Consider the following 19035-nt stretch of genomic DNA (forward strand, 5'->3'; position numbering starts at 1 on the left):
CGCAATAAGGCGGTTGAAAACACTCACCATCTCCCCTAGTCTGGGACTCAATATAAAAATTATAAAGAGTGTTCCAGTGCAGTATTGGCAGTATATCAAGGCCTTAGGGCCAGGCATTTTAATGGCGACCGCAGCAATTGGCGGTTCGCATCTGGTGGCTTCAACTCAGGCCGGGGCCTTATTCGGCTGGCAAATGATAGGGCTTATCCTGGTCGTCAACCTGTTGAAGTATCCGTTTTTCCGTTTCGGTGTTGAATACACATTAGTTACCGGCAATAACCTGGTGTCCGGCTATAAAAGTCAGGGCCCTTGGTATTTTTACTGCTTTTTTGCCCTCAATATTCTCGCTGCCATAGTTAATACCGCCGGGGTGCTGCTGTTGACCGCGGCGCTGCTGCATTATGTGGTCGGCGGCGCCCTTAGTATGACGGTGCTCTGTATTGTAATTCTGCTATTTTGCCTAACCCTCTTGCTGCTTGGGCATTATCAGGCCCTCGACAGTGCCGCTAAATGGATAATGGCGGTGCTTGCCATCAGTACCATAGCCGCGCTAGTGATAGCCCTGCTGAAAAGCGGCGGTGTACCTATGAATGCAGCCGCTGACTTTACCCCGCCGGATCTGCTGTCGCTGACGGCCTTAAGCTTTATTGTGGTCTTGATGGGCTGGATGCCGGCGCCGATTGAAATATCCGTGGCCAGCTCTTTGTGGTTGCAGGCAAAGCGACAACAAACCCAGGTGCCACTCAAGGCTGGGCTATTCGATTTTAACTTCGGCTTTATCGTCACCGCTTTACTGGCACTGGTATTTTGCTCTTTGGGAGTGCTTATTCAATATGGTGGTAATACCCAAATTGCCCTGGCGGGTGTGGCCTTTGCCCAGCAGTTGATAGATATGTACACCCATACCATGGGCGAGTGGTCGCGTTGGCTTATCGCCACCGTGGCCTTTTTATGTATGTTGGGAACGACCTTAACGGTACTCGATGGCTATGCGCGAACCTTGTACACAGGCAGTAAGTTGATGCCAAACTGGCCCTTGCCTAAGCATTTAAATACCTGGCTAGTGATGCAGGCGGTGGCGGGGATGGCGGTTATTCTGTTTTTCAAAAGTAATTTAAAAGAGATGCTAACCTTCGCCATGACCCTGGCATTTTTAACCACACCGGTATTTGCCTGGTTGAATATGCGCCTGGTGCGCCAAACCAAGATTAAACAAGCGCTGTGGTTGCGACTGTTAACCTGGTTGGGATTGGCTTATTTGGTTGGCTTTAGTCTAGGCTTTATCGGCCTGCAGATTTGGCAGCGCTGGGGATAAATCTAGGTCAGCATTTTTATTGCTGCGCTGATGCCGTCCAAGGTCAGGGGAAACATACGGCTTTGTTCGCCCTTGGCCATTAACTGGTCGATCATCTCGATGGAATGATAGTAGCGCCAATGCGTCTGCGGCTGTGGATTCAGCCACACCACCTTGTCGAAATGCTGGGTGATGCGCTGCAGCCAGGCGGCGCCGGGCTCTTCATTCCAATGCTCTACACTGCCGCCGGGGGAGGCGATTTCGTAAGGCCCCATGGTGGCATCGCCGACAAAGATAATCTTGTAATCGCGGCCAAAACGCTGCATCAGACTGTGGGTGTCTATCTTCTTGTCATAGCGGCGAGCATTATCCTGCCACACCTGCTCGTAAACACAGTTATGGAAATAGAAAAACTCCAGGTGTTTAAACTCGCCATGGGCGGCGCTAAATAACTGCTCGCACAGTTGAATATGGTCGTCCATGGAGCCGCCGATATCGAACAACATAATCACATTAACGGCATTATGGCGCTCCGGTGCCATCTTCACATCCAGCATGCCCCCTTGTTTGGCAGTGGCGGCAATGGTGGCGCCTAAGTCCAAGGTATCGCTGGCTCCGGTGCGGGCAAAGCGGCGCAGCTTTTTTAGTGCCAGTTTCATGGTCCGCGAGCTGATATCGGCCTCACTGTCGAGGTTGCGGTACTGGCGTTTATCCCACACCTTAACGGCGCGGCGCTGGCGCGAGCCGGGTTGACCTATGCGTACTCCTTCAGGGTTATAGCCATAGGCGCCAAAGGGCGAGGTGCCGCCTGTGCCTATCCATTTATTGCCGCCGGCATGGCGTTTTTGTTGCTCTTCAAAACGCTTTTTCAGCTCTTCCATTAGTTTTTCAAGGCCACCCATGGCCTCAAGCTGGCGCTTCTCTTCGGCGCTTAGCTGTTTTTCAAACTCCTTGCGCAGCCAGTCCTCGGGGATCTGGTATTGCGCCTTTAAGGCCTCAAGCAGATCGATATCTTCAATGCCAGAAAAGTAATCGGCGAAGGCCTTGTCGAAGCGGTCAAAGTGGGTTTCATCCTTCACCATAATAGTGCGAGCGAGATGATAAAAGGCTTCGCTGTCGGCAAACACTACCCCGGCCTGTAATGCACCAATGAGGTCGAGTAATTCTCGCAGGCTGACCGGCAGGCGGTACTTTCTTAAGGTGAAGAAAAACTCGATAAGCATTAGCGGCGACTCATAAAGGCCAGTTTTTCAATTAAGGAGACGTCCTGCTCGTTTTTCAATAGAGCACCAAAGAGCGGCATAAGCCCACCCTTGGCGGCGCTGCCATGTAAAACCTCGGGCGCTATATCTTCGGCCATCAAAAGCTTAAGCCAGTCCAACAGCTCGCTGGTGGAAGGCTTTTTCTTCAGCCCATCCACCTGACGTAAACCAAAGAAGACCTCTAAGGCCTCACGCAACAGCTTTTGTTTGATATCCGGGTAGTGCACAGCGACTATCTTGTGCATTTCCTCGGTGTTGGGAAAATCGATGTAATGGAAAAAACAACGGCGCAAAAAGGCATCCGGCAATTCTTTTTCGTTGTTTGAGGTGATGATCACAATCGGGCGTTGCTCGGCGCGGACGCGCTCACCGGTTTCATAAACGAAGAACTCCATTTTATCGAGCTCCAACAACAGATCGTTGGGGAATTCGATATCGGCCTTGTCTATTTCGTCTATCAGCAGCACCGGACGAGGCTCATTCTCCTTGGCGCCAAAGGCCTGCCACAGTTTGCCTTTAACTATGTAATTGCCGATATCATGCACGCGCTCATCGCCCAGTTGCGAGTCGCGCAGGCGCGATACCGCATCGTACTCATACAGGCCTTGCTGGGCTTTGGTGGTGGACTTGATATGCCATTGGATCAATTCGCTACCGATACTTTTCGCCAGCTCCTCCGCTAACAGGGTTTTCCCCGTGCCCGGCTCACCTTTTATCAAAAGCGGTTTTTCTAAAGCGATAGCGGCATTGACCGCCTGTTTCAAGGCGCTGCTGGCAATATAATGGTCGGTAGAATCAAAATGCACGTGGAAATTCCTAACACTGGTCAGACATCGAATTAGCCTAGTCTGCCATAGTTGGCATTTACTACCAAGTCGGCTTGTGACAGCGCCGCCCGAGATGCGTATAATGCCCCATTAAACGAGTGCAGCAGGCATAAGCACGAATGAACTATCTTCCTTTGGATGACTACGCTAAGGCGTGGGTGTTTCGACACCAAGAACTTTTAATTCCGGCGCCACAATTGGCGCAGATCAAACCCATGACAGCCACCCGCGCGGCGGTGTTGTGGACCACCTTTATCAGCCGTGACAAAGACCACCCGGACTTTTTCACCGATGCCGATTGGGTTAAACAGGCGCAGCACTGGCCCCATAGCGATGTGTTCTGGGAGCGAGCGTTTGAAGCCGGTGACGCTATCCCTGAGGAAATTCTTGCTCACCTGGACTGGCAGGACAACACCACTGTGTATTTCTGCATTAGTCGTGATGAGGTCATTGAAACCCGCTTTGATGTGTTTAAGCAACACTGGCACAACTTTATGTTCCTGGCCGATGGCAGTTTCTTAATTGGTAAAAAGCGCCCGCAGGTGGTGCAGTTTTTAGAGTCGGGTTTTGCCCGTTTGGGCCAACAGCCAGAGTAATTACCTTTGCCTCCCATTGCGCTTCTCAAATTTTGCGCAACTATGGTATAAACTTAAGCACAACCAGTGGGAGGCAATGTGCGGCAACAACCATCGCAGCAAGCAGATTTATTTGCACTCGATCAACAGCGAGTGCTGTATGCCGAGTTGTGTAATGCCTTTTATGCCCGTGAGTTGCACCGCTTAAGCCAGCAATTAACGCATCAAGGCGATGGTACACGTCTGGCTCGTTTGCTCGATAGCCTGCCTTATTACGTGGAACGCGCCGCCTTTCATATAGTTCATGGTCATTGCCCGTTAACCTTAGATGGGCAAAATGGCAGCTGGATAGCCAAACAGGCGAGTAAACCGCCGCAAGGCGATAAATCTGCGAATTTAGCGTTTTTTAGCACTTATGCCAAAGTTGGTATTTTAGTACCATTACTGGTTACCCAGGGGCGATTGCAATTTGTGATGCTAGATACCCTAGATCAAGTTAGCAGCAACCGTTTGCATTGTAATCAGGCGGGCTGGTTTGATCTCGATGGTCAATATCGCGATACGCGATTAAGCTCGGCCCAGGATGTGCAGTTACTGGTACCTAATAAAAAACATTTTACCCCGGCTTGTTGCGGCCATCGCTGGCAACAATTTAAGGTGAGCTCACCACGGACTTTGAGCCTAAGAGAAATGCTATTAACAACACGGATTAACTGGAAAAACTTTAAGCAACCACTGCCGATGAAGGAAAGCTAATGCGATTATTCCAATTGGGTTTGTTGGCATTGTTGCTGTATCTGCAATATTTGTTGTGGTTTGGTCACAACGGCATCGAAGACTACAGCCGTTTAACCAAGGCGGTGGCCAACCATGAGCAAACCAATCAGCAATTAAATAAGCGTAACAAGTTACTCGAAGCCGATATACAAGACTTAAAACTGGACTTGGAAGGGGTGGAAGAGCGTGCCCGTCATGAGCTGGGTATGATCAAGCCTGATGAGGTGTTTTATCGGGTGTTACCGAGTAAACAATCTGAGTCAAAATAATAACGCAAAGTAGTTATATGAGTGAAAATCACGGCATTATTGCCATAGTGCCCGCCGCCGGAGTTGGCGCGCGGATGCAATCTCAACACCCTAAGCAGTATTTGCAATTACAGGGTAAAACCGTGCTGGAGCACAGCCTGAATAAGCTTGCCAAAGTGGCGGCGGTAAAGAGTATCACCGTGGCCATAGGCGCCAATGACGCGTATTTCGCCGAGCTGCCCATAGACTCTCAATTTGTGAACACCGTTATTGGCGGCAAAGAGCGCGCCGATTCCGTACTTGCCGCCCTAGATGCCCTTGAGGCAAATCCACCCCAGTGGGTGCTGGTGCATGATGCCGCCAGGCCCCTGGTGAGCCCTGCCGATATCGAACGTTTAATTCATGAGTGTCAGCACCATGGCGAGGGCGGCATACTGGCGGCCAAGGTGCGCGACACCATAAAGCGTGGTGACAGTCATGTGCAGCAAACCATAGAGCGCGAGCATCTTTATCAGGCGCTGACGCCGCAGTTTTTCCCTTATGCCCAATTACGCCAGGCATTGCGTGATGCCTTAACCTGTGGCGCCACCATTACCGATGAAGCCTCGGCGATGGAATGGGCCGGGCACCCGGTGCGTTTAATCGCCGGTCGCAGCGATAATTTTAAGTTGACCACCCCAGAAGACTTGCAACTTGCCGACTTCCTGTTAGGGCAACAAATGACGGAGATTTTATGATTCGAATAGGCCATGGTTTTGACGTACATAGTTTTGGCGGTCATGGGCCGCTTACTATCGGCGGCGTAAAGGTCGATTATGAACAAGGTTTTATCGCCCACTCAGATGGCGATGTGGCTATTCACGCCTTGTGTGATGCCTTGCTAGGCGCCATGGCACTGGGCGATATAGGCAAGCATTTTCCCGATACCAGCGAAGAATTTGCCGGCATCGACAGCCGTATTCTGCTGCGCCGTGTTATGGCCGAGGTGCATGACCGCGCCTTTGTGGTGGCGAACGTCGACCTTACCATAGTGGCGCAAGCGCCAAAGATGCGCCCGCATATTGATGCCATGCGCGCCTGCCTGGCGGCGGATCTGGCGGTCAGTTTAGATCAGGTTAATGTCAAAGCCACCACCACGGAAAAGCTCGGTTTTACCGGGCGTAAAGAGGGCATTGCCGCCCATGCGGTAGCGCTTTTGGTGCAGCAACCATGAAGCAAGAGCCTTCAACCTCCGAGCAACAAGCATCGGAGAAAAATGACCCATTAGCCTCGCTGCAGTATTTATACGGCAAGCCGACCGCCACGGCGGTGTTTAAGCGCCTGCCGGAAGACTTTATGGTTGATGAAGAGCTGGGCTTTGAGCTTGATGGCAGTGGTGAGCATGTGTGTTTGCATGTGATCAAGCGCGGTATCAATACCGTTAATGTGGCCAAGAAAATCGCCAAATTTGCCAAGGTAGCGCCGCGTGAAGTCAGCTACGCCGGACAAAAAGACCGCCAAGGTGTGTGCTCGCAATGGTTTAGCGTGCCCGTGCCAATTAAACAGGAGCTCGACTTTAGTGCCCTTAACGATGAGCAAATCTTTGTCGCCAAACAAGTGCGCCACGGTCGCAAGCTGCGTACCGGCTGCCATAAGGGCAACCGTTTTACCATAGTGCTGCGTGAGGTGAGTGAGCCACTGGCTGTGCTTAGCCGTATTAATGCGGTGCGCCAAGGGGTGCCGAATTACTTTGGCGAGCAACGCTTTGGTCACGATGGCCATAACCTGGTGATGGCCGAGCGCATGTTTGCCGGCGAGCAGATCCGCGACCGCAAACTAAGGTCTATGGTGATCTCCGCTGCCCGCTCTTATATTTTTAACCAGATAGTCAGCCTGCGCGTGGCCGAGCATGGTCTTGCCAAAACCCTGCAACATGAAGTCTTTATGCTCAGTGGCAGCAACGCATTTTTTACCGATGCCATCACCCCACAAAACATTACTCGATTGGTGGAAGGCGACATAGAGTTGTCGGCTCCCTTGGTTGGTAAGGGTGATAAGGGCCTGGTTGAACAAGAGCAAGATTGGTTGCAGCCTTATCAGAGCTGGTGTCAGGGTTTGGCGGAGATAGGTTTAAAAACCGAGCGTCGCATGCTGCGCTTATATCCCGAGAATTTACAGGTGAAAATGCCCACGAGCGACTCGATTGAGCTGAGCTTTTCTCTGAAAAAAGGGTGTTTTGCCACGGCGTTGTTACGAGAATTGGTGGATTACCGCCAGTGCGAAAACAGTATTGCAAGGAGTCAGGATGAAGATATTGCTGAGCAATGATGATGGCGTACATGCCAAGGGCATAGCGACCCTGCATCAAGCATTAAAAGAGATAGCCGACGTTGATGTGGTCGCCCCAGATCGCAATTGCAGCGGCGCCAGTAACTCGCTCACACTAATGAATCCATTGCGGGCGCAAAAATTAGAAAATGGCTTTATCAGTGTTAATGGCACGCCCACTGATTGCGTTCATGTGGCCCTTAATGCGCTCTTGCCTGAGCCGCCGGATCTGGTGGTGGCCGGTATTAATCATGGTGCCAATTTAGGGGATGATACCTTGTATTCGGGCACGGTCGCCGCCGCTACCGAAGGGCGCCATATGGGTCTGCCAGCCATTGCCGTGTCCCTGGTTGGTCATGACTGTATACACTTTGAAACCGCCGCCAAGGTGACGGTGGATATAATCAACAAGTTGCGAAGCCATCCCTTACCCAATGATCAAATCATCAATATCAATGTTCCCGATGTGCCTTACAGCGAGTTAAAGGGTGTTAAGGTGACCCGGTTAGGCGCCAGACATAAGGCCGAAACCATGACGGTACAGCGTGACCCTTGGGGTCGTGTCGTGTATTGGTATGGCTCTCTTGGGCCTGAGCTGGACGCAGGTGAGGGCACTGATTTTGAGGCAGTTCGCCAGGGCTATGCTTCGGTCACACCATTGAGTGTGGACATGACAGCTAAAGAAAGCATCGCCCCTTTACAGCATTGGTTAGCGGAGCTGGAAAATGATCACTAATTATCAGCGTAGCGCCGGCTCCTTGGTCAAGCTTTTGGCTCAAGAAGGTATTAGCGATGAGCAAGTGCTAGAGGCGATGGCGAAAACGCCGCGTCATCTGTTTATCGATGATGTATTGCAACATAAGGCTTATCAAAATACTGCTTTGCCTATTGGTCAGGGACAAACCATTTCTCAGCCTTATATTGTGGCGCTGATGACCCAGATATTACGCCAGCATGGGGTGCGCGATAAGGTGCTGGAAATTGGCACCGGCTCGGGCTATCAAAGTGCCATACTGGCGCAGCTGTTTGACAAGGTGTATTCGGTGGAGCGCATCAAGGCCCTGCAATGGCAGGCGAAGCGACGCTTACATAAGCTCGACTTGTATAATGTGACCATGAAACATGGCGATGGCTGGAAAGGCTGGACCTCGCAAGCACCGTTTCAGGGCATTATAGTGACCGCCGCAGCGACAAGCGTGCCGCAGCAGTTGCTGGAGCAGCTTGATGAAGGTGGAGTCATGATAATTCCCATTGGCGATGCAGAGCAAAAATTGATGCTGTATACTCGCTGCGAAAATGAGTTTAAACAACAAGTCATAGCCGATGTACGTTTCGTACCCTTGGTGCCTGGCGATATAATTTAAGGATATTCTTTGCGCCTTTTTACTGCTTTGTACGACGCCGCGCTGCGTTGGGCAAGACACCGCCATGCTGAGCGTTATCTTGCCGGAATGAGTTTTGCTGAATCTGTAATTTTCCCCGTCCCACCGGATGTTATGCTGGCTCCCATGTGTTTGGCCAAACCAAGCTCGGCCTGGCGCTTTGCCTTGTTGACTACCTTGGCCTCGGTGATCGGTGGCATTCTGGGATATGCCCTGGGATATTGGCTGTTTGAACCTGTGGTCGAGCCCTTGATAGCTTCCATGGGGTGGCAGGATAAGTTTGATCATGCCTTGGCCTGGTTTAAGGAATACGGTATCTGGGTGGTGTTTATCGCCGGCTTCTCGCCCATTCCCTATAAGGTCTTTACCATAGGCGCTGGCCTGTTACAGATGGCATTTCTGCCGTTTTTACTGGCCTCGGCCATAGGTCGTGGAGCGCGTTTCTTTTTGGTGGCAGCGCTGATGAAATGGGGCGGTGCGCGCATGGAAGAAAAGTTGCGCCAATATGTAGAAGTTCTAGGCTGGCTTGTCGTGGGCCTGGCAATCGTTTTATATTTAGTACTCCGCTAGCTAATGGAAGGGCGCTGCATGAGTTTCAAAAACACCAGTTTATTGCTGCTGGTTTCTTTTGTTATCAGCGCCTGCTCCTCCCGTACTGGGCCAGCACCCGTTTCCTCCCTGGAAACTGGTCAGGCCAAAGTGACACGCAAAATTCACATAACCGGTGAGCACTACCGGGTGCAAAAAGGCGATACCCTCTACGCCATTGCGTTTAGTGCAAAAAAGGACGTTCGCGAAGTTGCGCAAATAAACGGCATTAAACCTCCCTATACCATTTATCCTAATCAACTCATCTATCTAGAGTCGCAGTGGCTAAAAAAGAAAAAGCGCGAAAGATACCTTAATTCGAGTAAAAAGCCTAGAGAAATAAGACAAAAAACAGGCGGAAATTTCAAGAAAGAGGTTGCTAAGCCGGTGCAACGGGAGTATGTTCAGAATGCAACTAGTAAAAAAAATGTTAGCAAATCGTCAGGTTCTGCTAACAAACTAAAGTGGAAATGGCCCACCCAGGGGAAAGTAACGCAAGGTTTCTCCAACCGTGAGAATGGCTTCAAGGGATTGCAAATAGCGAACAAAAAAGGAACGGCTATCTCGGCAGCGGCAGACGGTGTGGTTGTTTACGCTGGAGACGCGCTCAGGGGATACGGTAATTTAATCATAGTGAAACATAATGATGATTATCTTAGCGCCTATGCGCACAACTCGCGTTTACTAGTAAAAGAAAAACAGGATGTCAAAGCTGGGCAAAAAATAGCGGAAATGGGCAGTACCGAGTCTTCTATCTCTGCACTTAGGTTTGAAATAAGGTATAGAGGTAAGGCGGTCAATCCGGCAAATTTTTTACCCTAGCTCGACGGGCAATAAGAGTAATTTAGTGTAAGGATATATCTGAATTACACGGGAGGGTATTCTGATGGGTCAAACCGTAAAACTAGAAAGTACGCATGACAATAGCAATGATTCGGACGTTCTCGATGCGCCAAAAGAGGAGCTTCTTGAGGAAGTTGAGGACGACAGTGATGATGAATTGTTTGCCAAAGACGACAGTGTCAAAAACCTCGACGCCACGCAATTATATTTAGGTGAAATTGGCTTCTCGCCGCTGCTCAGCGCCGAAGAAGAAGTTTATTTTGCCCGCAAGGCCCTGCGCGGTTGTGAAGCATCACGTAAACGCATGATTGAAAGTAACCTTAGGTTGGTGGTAAAAATTGCCCGCCGTTACAACAATCGCGGCCTGGCACTACTGGATTTGATCGAAGAGGGTAACCTGGGTCTGATCCGCGCGGTAGAAAAGTTTGATCCGGAACGGGGTTTTCGCTTTTCAACCTACGCCACCTGGTGGATCCGCCAAACCATAGAGCGGGCCATTATGAACCAAACCCGCACCATACGCTTGCCTATTCACGTAGTAAAAGAACTTAACGTTTATTTACGTACCGCCCGTGAACTGACTCAGCAATTAGATCATGAGCCCACCGCCGAAGAAATCGCCGAGCGCTTAGATAAACCCGTGGAAGACGTAACTAAGATGTTGCGTTTGAACGAGAAAATTTCTTCCGTCGACACCCCTATCGGGGGCGATAATGACAAGGCTTTGCTCGATATTATTGCCGATGAAAAGGGCCGTGGTCCGGAAGGAGAAGTGCAGAATAATGATATTAATAATCATATTGTGCACTGGCTCGATGAGCTTAATCCCAAACAAAGGGAAGTGCTGGCACGTCGCTTCGGCTTACTGGGCTATGAGCCTTCTACATTAGAAGATGTTGGCCGTGAAATTGGCCTCACCCGTGAGCGGGTACGGCAAATTCAGGTGGAAGCACTGCGTCGTCTTAAAGACATGCTGCAGCATGAAGGTCTCAGTACCGAAAGCCTGTTCGAACAAGTGTAGCAACTTGAGTGATAACAAAAAACGCCGCTAAATTAGCGGCGTTTTTGTGTTTTTAGATGGTCACTTTACAGCGACTTTAAATGATACAGGGCATCGAGCGCCTGACGAGGAGTAAGCTCATCGGGATTGATCTCACCGAGCGCCAATTCCAGAGCGCTGGGCTCGGGCTCAGGGGCTAATAGCTCAAGTTGATTTGTACCATGGCCGTTTGCTTGGCCGTTGCCATTAGCCTTTAAGGCTGGCTGTTGCTCCAACTGTTTCAGCTTGCGTTTGGCGTTGGTGATCACCGCCTTGGGCACGCCGGCCAATGCTGCTACCTGTAGGCCGAAGCTCTTACTGGCCGGCCCTTCTAATACCTTGTGCATAAAGGCTATGGTGTCGTTGTGCTCAATGGCATCCAGGTGCACATTCACCAGCCCAGACTCTTGCTCCGCCAGCTCTGTGAGCTCGAAATAATGGGTTGCAAACAAGGTCTTAGCATTAATCTTATGGGCCAGATAATCCGCCGTTGCATAAGCCAGGGATAAGCCATCATAGGTGCTGGTACCGCGGCCAATTTCATCCATTAATACCAGGGAATGCTCACTGGCATTATTTAAAATGGTGGCGGTTTCCGTCATCTCCACCATAAAGGTTGAGCGCCCGGAGGCCAGATCATCACTGGCGCCAATACGGGTAAAAATACGGTCTACTGTGCCTATCTCGGCACTTGCCGCGGGCACATAACAGCCGATATGCGCCATTAGCACGATCAACGCAGTTTGGCGCATATAGGTAGATTTACCGCCCATGTTGGGGCCAGTTATCATCAACATGCGACGCTGATTATTAAGTTCTATGGGGTTGGCGATAAAGGGGTCGCGCATCACCTGCTCAACCACTGGATGGCGGCCTTCACAAATGCTGATGGCATCGCCTTCATCGAGCGCCGGCTTGCAATAGTTCAGGGTCAGTGCCCGCTCGGCAAAGTTATTAAGTACATCGAGCTCACTCAGGGATGCCGCTAAACGCTGTAAGCGCTCCAAGTGTGGCGCTATTAGTGTGAATAACTCTTCATAAAGCTGCTTTTCCAGTGCCAGAGCCTGAGACTGGCTGCCTAATACCTTGTCCTCATGCTCTTTTAACTCGGGAATAATATAGCGCTCGTTATTTTTCAGGGTTTGGCGACGAATATAATGCGCTGGCACCAGGTGTGAGTTGGCGCGGCTAATATCGATATAAAAGCCATGTACCTTGTTGTAGCCAATTTTTAAGGTGCTGATCCCAGTGGCTTGGCGCTCACGCTCTTCCATGGCTTCGAGTACATCTGTGGCACCCTGCGAGAGGTTGCGCCAATGGTCGAGCTCTTGGTTATAGCCCTCGGCAATTACGCCGCCGTCGCGAATAAGCACCGGCGGGTTATCGATAATGGCGTGCTCCAACAAGTGCAAAAGCTCATCGTTGGGCTCACAGGCGTTGGCGATTTGTGCCAGGCGTCGTTGCGAGGCGGTGCTAAGCATACCCTGTAATTCAGGCAACTGTTGCAGCGCCGAGCGTAACCGAGATAGATCCCTGGGTCGGGCGTTGCCGAGCGCCAGACGGGCAACGATACGCTCGATATCGCCGACATTGCGCAGCAGGGGATGCAGCTCAAGGTGCCAGCCCTGATCGATCAGGGTTTCAATGGCATCAAGGCGTAGAGTCAGCTCTTCACGGCAGCGTATTGGGTTATGAATGCGGCGCTTAAGCAGGCGCGAGCCCATGGGTGTGGCGGTTTTATCTAAGATAGCCGCCAGGGTGTTTTCTATCCCGCCGCCAAGATTTTGTGTCAGCTCCAGGTTTTTACGAGTGGCACTGTCGAGCACCACGGCTAGGCTGTCTTGCTCCAGACTAATGGCATTGATATGCGGTAATGCGGTGCGCTGAGTGTCTTTTACGTATTGCAGCAAGCAGCCGGCCGCCACTAGTCCCAGTTTGGCATCATTAACACCAAAACCAATTAAGTCTTGAGTGCCGAATTGCTGGCACAGAGACGTGATGGCCGTGTCCAGGTCGAACTCCCATTCCGGGCGACGGCGCATACCCTTGATATGCTCAATAAGCCTGATATCGCTGAAACTTTCCGAATACAGCAGTTCGGCAGGGTTAAGGCGTTGCAGGGTCGATTTAAAGGCATCGGCGTCGGCACACTCGACGATATTAAAACGCCCTGAGTTGATATCCAGATAGGCCACACCAAAATAGTCGCCAGTGCCTTGGCAAACACTGACCAGCAAGTTGTCCTGACGTTCGTTAAGCAGGGCTTCGTCGGTGACCGTGCCCGGAGTGACAATACGCACTACTTTGCGCTCAACCGGACCCTTGCTGGTGGCCGGATCGCCAACCTGCTCACAAATGGCCACGGATTCGCCAAGCTGCACCAGGCGGGCTAAATAGTTTTCTACCGCATGATAGGGCACGCCCGCCATAGGGATAGGATCGCCACCGGCTTTGCCGCGATAAGTCTGCGAAATATCTAATAATTCTGCTGCGCGAATGGCATCATCGAAAAACACTTCATAGAAGTCCCCCATGCGATAAAAAAGTAAAATATCGGTATGTTCTGCCTTAATGCGCAAGTATTGCTGCATCATGGGGGTTTGTTGTTTTATATTATCTTCACTATAGAGATTTGCCGACATGCACTCACTCGAATAAGGATGGTTATGAACTTACAACAAAGGTTTACTGCCAATACACAAACCCTTGCCGCGCAACTGGGCGTTATTTTAACGGATAAGCAGATGATGATCACTACCGCTGAGTCCTGTACCGGCGGCGGCATCGCTTATGCCATTACCGACACCCCGGGAAGCTCCCATTATTTTGCCGAAGCCGCGGTGACTTACAGTAACGAAGCCAAGCAAGAGCGCCTTGGCGTATCAGCGCAAACCCTGGCCCAATTTGGCGCCGTCAGTGAACAAACCGTGGTGGAAATGGCACGCGGTGCAGCCCATACGGCGCAAGCAGATGTCGCCGTGGTGACCTCTGGCATTGCCGGTCCGGATGGCGGCAGCGATGATAAGCCGGTGGGGTTAGTATGGTTTGCCGTGTACTTTGATCAGCAGGTCTATACCGAAGAGCGCCATTTTATGGGGGATCGCGCCTATGTGCGCGAGCAGGCCATTAGTCACGCCCTAGACATGGTGGTAAAAATTTTAGAATCTGCTTGATACTGTAATTTCATACAGTATACTAAGCTTCATTAGGTCAAGCGTTAATACCAAGCATAACGAGCTTGGCGGTCAATGATTTTGGAGAAAACAATGAACGATAACAAGCAAAAAGCCTTAAGCGCTGCGCTTTCACAAATTGAGCGCCAATTTGGTAAAGGCTCAATCATGAAGCTAGGCGACAGCCAGGCTTTGGACATTGAAGCCATTTCTACTGGCTCACTGGGGATTGATATTGCCTTGGGCATTGGTGGTCTACCAACCGGTCGTGTAGTGGAAATTTATGGTCCGGAATCATCGGGTAAAACCACATTGACCTTACAGGTTGTTGCTCAAGCCCAGCGCCAGGGTAAAACCTGTGCTTTCGTTGATGCCGAGCACGCCCTTGACCCAGTTTATGCCGAGAAACTTGGTGTAAATGTTGACGAATTACTTGTTTCTCAGCCAGATACCGGTGAGCAAGCGTTAGAGATCTGTGACATGCTGGTACGCTCGGGGGCCGTTGACGTAGTTATAGTCGACTCGGTAGCCGCACTAACGCCAAAAGCGGAAATTGAAGGCGATATGGGTGACAGCCACGTTGGTTTGCAGGCCCGTTTGATGTCGCAGGCACTGCGTAAGCTAACCGGTAATATCAAGCGTTCAAACACACTATGTATTTTCATCAACCAAATCCGTATGAAAATTGGTGTAATGTTCGGCAACCCGGAAACCACCACAGGTGGTAACGCACTGAAGTTCTATTCATCGGTTCGCCTTGATATTCGCCGCATCGGCTCGGTAAAAGACGGCGATGAAGTGGTAGGTAACGAAACCCGCGTTAAGGTAGTGAAGAACAAGGTAGCACCGCCATTTAAGCAAGCCGAATTTATCATCATGTATGGTGAAGGTATCTCTAAAGAAGGCGAGCTTATCGACCTAGGCGTGAAGCACAAGCTGATTGAAAAATCAGGTGCCTGGTATAGCTACAATGGCTCGAAAGTAGGCCAGGGTAAGTCGAACTCGATTAAGTTCTTAAAAGAGAATGTCGAGATTGCCAATGAGATCGAAGGCAAGCTACGTGAGATGCTACTGCTAAAAGCCACCATTAAGCCGGAAGAGGGTGAAGTAAACTCGCTTGCCGAAGAGATGGATGCCGAATAAGGCGTAAAGAATAAGAGTAGGTAAAACCAGCCCTTGGGCTGGTTTTTTTATGCCTGTTTTTAACGTTAAAAACAAAAAAGCCGCCGCCTCAAAAAGGCGACGGCTATTCTAATACTAAGCGCAGTTAAAACGCATATTTAGCTGAGAACTGCAGACGGTCTAGGTCGCCATCCTTACCGCTTTCGGTTTCACGCTCGGCGTGCTTAAACTCGACCCCGAAGGTGAGCTTTTTCACTGGTGAGTACAGCAGGTTAGCACTGTAGCTTACGCTGCTTTCGGTGGGATCGCCGCTATACGCAAGCAAGTGAGTATTGTTATCGGCGCTAAAGAAAGAATACAAGAAGGTGGAGCGCAGTTGCTCGTTCCAGTGGTGCTGATAGCCGATAAAGCCTGAGGTAGAGTCGATGGCATCCAGGCCATCGCCATCATAAACGGCGCCATGGGCCACGTTTAAGCCAATATAACGACCCAGACCCTTACCATGGGTCAGCATAAATTTAATGCTGTCTTTACCCAGGTTATAGCGACCAGAAACACTGACACCATAAGAGGTTTCGTCTTCATCGGCGCCGCCTTGCTTATAAGTAAGCTGGCGCGCTAAACCGGTGACCACGATTTGTCCCCAGTCGGCGTTGTGGTTATAGCGGGCGGTGAAATCCGGCACGCTGGCATCGTCGGTTTCGACACGGGCACCGTTAACCGTAATGGTGCTTTCCGGGTTTTCAACGGAGAAGGCCCAGTTACCTACGCTGTAGCGTACCTGTGCTTGGCGGGCAAACACTGTACCTTCTGCCGGGCCGACGAAATCCAGGGTTTCCGGCAGGGCAGAAACGTTTTGGAAGTTTGACCAAGCCTGACCAAAGAGCCAGCCATCATAGGTGATATAGGCTTGGCGAATGCGCGGAGAGTAAGAGTTGGTCACGCGCTCGTTACCGCCAATAGAGGCGATAAAATCCAGCTCTATCTTGGTATCTATGTTCTTGCCGTTGTCTAGTTTGGTGCTGGTACCAAAGTTAAAACGAGATTGGCGCGCATGCATATCAAACACTGCATCGCTGCCATCATCATCGCCAACCGGCGTGGTGCTGGGCACATAAAAGTCGCGGCCAATGCTGTCGCCGGAAATGGTTCCCGCGGAGAAGTCACTCCACATGGCATCAAGCTTTACATAGCCGCCGTAGCTGACTTCTGTATTGCCTATGGTGGCAGCCTGAGCGCTACCGATTGCCGTACATACCGCAACTGCAGTCAGTGTTTTCATCATTAATTTTTGTCTTGTCATCATCTTATCCTGTTGCAAGCTAGCTCAGAAAAAATGGTCCTTGCTGGCTTTTTAGGCAATTATCTATTGGTCGTACGACTAAGGTATAGCGAGCGATAAGGATGAAGCTTTTTCTAAGAGAAGCGGAGGCTAAGGATGCCTCAGTAGGCTCTTATTTCGCGCCATGTTTGGTTGGTGTTGTGGCGAAAATAGTGCGGTTTATAAAGATTTTATACTAAGGTCTAATACTGCAAGACGTGGCCCTGGGTAATGCTGTGGGCAGGCCTAAAGGCAACAAAAAATATGGAGACGGTTATGTCACAGAACATTTATCCGGTTTTTGAAAACATCAAAAACAACGCATTAGTCGATAACGAAAAATACCAAGCTATGTATCAGCAATCTATCGACGACCCAGAAGCATTTTGGGCCGAGCACGGCCAGCGTCTAGATTGGTTCACCCCTTATTCAAAAGTTAAAAATACCTCATTCGATAAAGGTCATATCAGCATTAAATGGTTTGAAGACGGACAACTAAACGCTTCTTACAACTGTATTGACCGCCACCTTAAAGATAAAGCCGATAAAACCGCGCTGATTTGGGAAGGGGATGACCCGAGCCAAAGCGAGCACATCAGCTATCAGCAGGTTCATGATGAGGTTTGTAAACTGGCCAATGGCCTGCGTAAGCTCGGCGTACAAAAGGGCGACCGCGTTGCCATCTATATGCCGATGACACCACAAGCTGTCTACGCCATGCAGGCTTGTGCCCGTATTGGTGCAGTGCATTCCGTGGTGTTTGGCGGCTTCTCACCTTCGGCCATTGCCGACCGTATTAAAGACAGTGGCGCCAAGGTGGTGATCACTTCTGACGAAGGTCGCCGCGGTGGTAATTGTGTTCCGCTTAAAGCCAATGTGGATGAAGCTGTGAGCCAAGCCAGTGTCACTACTGTTGAGCACGTGATTGTGCATCAGCTGACCGGTGGCGAGGTGCAGTGGAATGATGTTGATATTTGGTGGCATGACTTGGTTGCAGACTTACCAAGCACATGCGAGCCGGAAGTGATGAATGCCGAAGACCCGCTCTTTATCCTTTATACCTCGGGCTCGACGGGCCAGCCTAAAGGTGTGGTACACAGCACAGGTGGTTACCTGGTTTACAGCTCCATGACCCACGAATATGTGTTCGACCTGCATGAAGACGATATCTACTGGTGCAGCGCCGATGTGGGTTGGATCACAGGTCACAGCTATATTGCTTACGGCCCTATGGTGAACGGCTGTACTCAGGTTATTTTTGAAGGCGTGCCTACTTATCCAAGCGCTGGGCGCATGGGTGAAATTGTTGATAAACATCAGGTTACTATTTTATATACAGCACCGACTGCCATTCGAGCACTTATGGCTAAGGGCGATGAGCCTACCGCCAGCTCAACGCGCACCAGTTTGCGTATACTGGGCTCTGTGGGTGAGCCAATCAACCCGGAAGCCTGGGCCTGGTACTATGAGCGTATTGGTAACAGCCAGTGTCCTATCGTCGATACCTGGTGGCAAACGGAAACCGGCGGCATCATGATCACGCCATTGCCGGGCGCTATTGATATGAAACCAGGCTCGGCAACCAGACCTTTCTTTGGTATCGCTCCTGCGTTATTTGACGCTGAAGGTAATACCCTTGAGGGAGCCGTGGATGGCAACCTGGTTATTCTTGATAGCTGGCCGTCGCAGGCACGTACAGTGTACGGCGACCATGAGCGCTTTGAGCAAACCTATTTCTCTGCTTATCCGGGCGTGTACTTTACCGGTGATGGCTGTCGCCGCGATGAAGATGGTTATTACTGGATCACAGGTCGTGTAGATGATGTACTGAACGTGTCTGGTCACCGCCTAGGTACGGCAGAAATTGAAAGTGCACTGGTTGCCCATGAGGCCGTGGCCGAAGCGGCTGTGGTGGGTTATCCGCACGATATCAAGGGCCAGGGTATTTATGTGTATATCACCCCTAACGAGGGTGTGGTGGTGAGCGACGAGCTGACTAAAGAGGTGCGTAACTGGGTTCGTAAAGAGCTTAGCCCTATTGCCTCGCCGGATATGATCCAATGGTCGCCGGGCCTGCCGAAAACTCGCTCGGGTAAGATTATGCGCCGTATTTTACGTAAGATCGCTGCAAATGAGCACCAACAGCTGGGAGATACCTCAACTCTGGCCGATCCAAGTGTGGTTGATGAGCTCATTGAAAACCGCTTGAATCGTTAATTAATCGTTAAGAGCTTGATTAAAGAACGATTCTAAACGTAGACTATCGGCTATTACCTT

General features: G+C 50.6%; 19 protein-coding genes. 15 read left to right on the plus strand and 4 right to left on the minus strand.

Annotated elements, in window-relative coordinates; translation table 11 throughout:
- Nucleotides 1-121: 121 nt before the first annotated feature.
- On the plus strand, nucleotides 122-1315 hold the full coding sequence (locus WCN91_RS13415; protein ID WP_342679932.1) for an NRAMP family divalent metal transporter: 1194 nt from the start codon (nucleotides 122-124) through the stop codon (nucleotides 1313-1315).
- Nucleotides 1316-1317: 2 nt separating this feature from the next.
- On the opposite strand, the gene WCN91_RS13420 is transcribed toward WCN91_RS13415, so the two are convergent.
- Together WCN91_RS13420 and WCN91_RS13425 are read right to left on the minus strand one after the other, a co-directional pair.
- A complete protein-coding gene (locus WCN91_RS13420) occupies nucleotides 1318-2517 on the minus strand; it encodes a vWA domain-containing protein (protein WP_342679860.1) in 1200 nt (399 codons plus the stop codon).
- A complete protein-coding gene (locus WCN91_RS13425; protein WP_342679862.1) occupies nucleotides 2517-3362 on the minus strand; it encodes an AAA family ATPase in 846 nt (281 codons plus the stop codon). Before WCN91_RS13425 ends, WCN91_RS13420 begins: the two co-directional genes overlap by 1 nt.
- A 140-nt stretch (nucleotides 3363-3502) precedes the next feature.
- Between WCN91_RS13425 and WCN91_RS13430 the strand changes: the two genes are divergently transcribed.
- From WCN91_RS13430 to rpoS, 11 genes are all read left to right on the plus strand, one after another.
- Complete coding sequence (locus WCN91_RS13430; RefSeq protein WP_342679864.1) at nucleotides 3503-3979, plus strand: DUF2947 family protein; 477 nt, start codon at nucleotides 3503-3505, stop codon at nucleotides 3977-3979.
- Nucleotides 3980-4057: 78 nt separating this feature from the next.
- Complete coding sequence (locus tag WCN91_RS13435) at nucleotides 4058-4714, plus strand: hypothetical protein (RefSeq protein ID WP_342679866.1); 657 nt, start codon at nucleotides 4058-4060, stop codon at nucleotides 4712-4714.
- Complete coding sequence (gene ftsB / locus WCN91_RS13440; RefSeq protein WP_342679868.1) at nucleotides 4714-5004, plus strand: cell division protein FtsB; 291 nt, start codon at nucleotides 4714-4716, stop codon at nucleotides 5002-5004. Before WCN91_RS13435 ends, ftsB begins: the two co-directional genes overlap by 1 nt.
- Before the next feature lie 17 nt (nucleotides 5005-5021).
- Nucleotides 5022-5720 (plus strand): 2-C-methyl-D-erythritol 4-phosphate cytidylyltransferase, encoded by a 699-nt coding sequence (gene ispD / locus WCN91_RS13445; protein WP_342679870.1) that lies wholly within the window; start codon nucleotides 5022-5024, stop codon nucleotides 5718-5720.
- Nucleotides 5717-6196, plus strand: coding sequence for a 2-C-methyl-D-erythritol 2,4-cyclodiphosphate synthase (gene ispF / locus WCN91_RS13450; RefSeq protein ID WP_342679871.1), 480 nt, complete (start codon nucleotides 5717-5719; stop codon nucleotides 6194-6196). The genes ispD and ispF overlap by 4 nt, the downstream gene beginning before the upstream one ends.
- Nucleotides 6193-7290, plus strand: coding sequence for a tRNA pseudouridine(13) synthase TruD (gene truD / locus WCN91_RS13455; protein ID WP_342679874.1), 1098 nt, complete (start codon nucleotides 6193-6195; stop codon nucleotides 7288-7290). Before ispF ends, truD begins: the two co-directional genes overlap by 4 nt.
- Nucleotides 7268-8026 carry a 5'/3'-nucleotidase SurE gene (gene surE / locus WCN91_RS13460; protein ID WP_342679876.1) on the plus strand — a complete coding sequence of 253 codons (759 nt, stop codon included), beginning with the start codon at nucleotides 7268-7270 and terminating at the stop codon, nucleotides 8024-8026. Before truD ends, surE begins: the two co-directional genes overlap by 23 nt.
- Nucleotides 8016-8654, plus strand: a complete 639-nt coding sequence (locus tag WCN91_RS13465; RefSeq protein WP_342679878.1) for a protein-L-isoaspartate(D-aspartate) O-methyltransferase — start codon at nucleotides 8016-8018, stop codon at nucleotides 8652-8654. Before surE ends, WCN91_RS13465 begins: the two co-directional genes overlap by 11 nt.
- Nucleotides 8655-8663: 9 nt before the next feature.
- Nucleotides 8664-9242 (plus strand): YqaA family protein, encoded by a 579-nt coding sequence (locus tag WCN91_RS13470; RefSeq protein ID WP_342679880.1) that lies wholly within the window; start codon nucleotides 8664-8666, stop codon nucleotides 9240-9242.
- Between the two features lie 18 nt (nucleotides 9243-9260).
- Nucleotides 9261-10082 (plus strand): peptidoglycan DD-metalloendopeptidase family protein, encoded by an 822-nt coding sequence (locus tag WCN91_RS13475; protein ID WP_342679882.1) that lies wholly within the window; start codon nucleotides 9261-9263, stop codon nucleotides 10080-10082.
- A gap of 64 nt (nucleotides 10083-10146) precedes the next feature.
- On the plus strand, nucleotides 10147-11124 hold the full coding sequence (gene rpoS, locus WCN91_RS13480; RefSeq protein WP_342679884.1) for an RNA polymerase sigma factor RpoS: 978 nt from the start codon (nucleotides 10147-10149) through the stop codon (nucleotides 11122-11124).
- Between the two features lie 65 nt (nucleotides 11125-11189).
- Here the strand turns inward: rpoS and mutS are convergent, their stop codons facing one another.
- The gene (mutS, locus tag WCN91_RS13485) at nucleotides 11190-13784 is read right to left on the minus strand and encodes a DNA mismatch repair protein MutS (protein WP_342679886.1); all 2595 of its coding nucleotides are present in this window, start codon (nucleotides 13782-13784) and stop codon (nucleotides 11190-11192) included.
- Between the two features lie 24 nt (nucleotides 13785-13808).
- On the opposite strand from mutS, the gene WCN91_RS13490 reads away from it, so the two are divergent.
- Both WCN91_RS13490 and recA read left to right on the plus strand, forming a co-directional pair.
- Nucleotides 13809-14315 carry a CinA family protein gene (locus WCN91_RS13490; protein WP_342679888.1) on the plus strand — a complete coding sequence of 169 codons (507 nt, stop codon included), beginning with the start codon at nucleotides 13809-13811 and terminating at the stop codon, nucleotides 14313-14315.
- Nucleotides 14316-14408: 93 nt separating this feature from the next.
- The gene (gene recA / locus WCN91_RS13495; protein ID WP_342679890.1) at nucleotides 14409-15458 is read left to right on the plus strand and encodes a recombinase RecA; all 1050 of its coding nucleotides are present in this window, start codon (nucleotides 14409-14411) and stop codon (nucleotides 15456-15458) included.
- Between the two features lie 124 nt (nucleotides 15459-15582).
- On the opposite strand, the gene WCN91_RS13500 is transcribed toward recA, so the two are convergent.
- Nucleotides 15583-16722: a DcaP family trimeric outer membrane transporter gene (locus WCN91_RS13500; protein WP_342679892.1), complete on the minus strand. Its 1140-nt coding sequence runs from the start codon at nucleotides 16720-16722 to the stop codon at nucleotides 15583-15585.
- Between the two features lie 312 nt (nucleotides 16723-17034).
- Here WCN91_RS13500 and acs point away from each other — a divergent pair, with 312 nt between their 5' ends.
- Nucleotides 17035-18975 (plus strand): acetate--CoA ligase, encoded by a 1941-nt coding sequence (acs, locus tag WCN91_RS13505; RefSeq protein ID WP_342679895.1) that lies wholly within the window; start codon nucleotides 17035-17037, stop codon nucleotides 18973-18975.
- Nucleotides 18976-19035: the final 60 nt, after the last annotated feature.

Source organism: Pseudoalteromonas qingdaonensis (assembly GCF_038739665.1).
GTDB classification, from domain to species: domain Bacteria; phylum Pseudomonadota; class Gammaproteobacteria; order Enterobacterales; family Alteromonadaceae; genus Pseudoalteromonas; species Pseudoalteromonas qingdaonensis.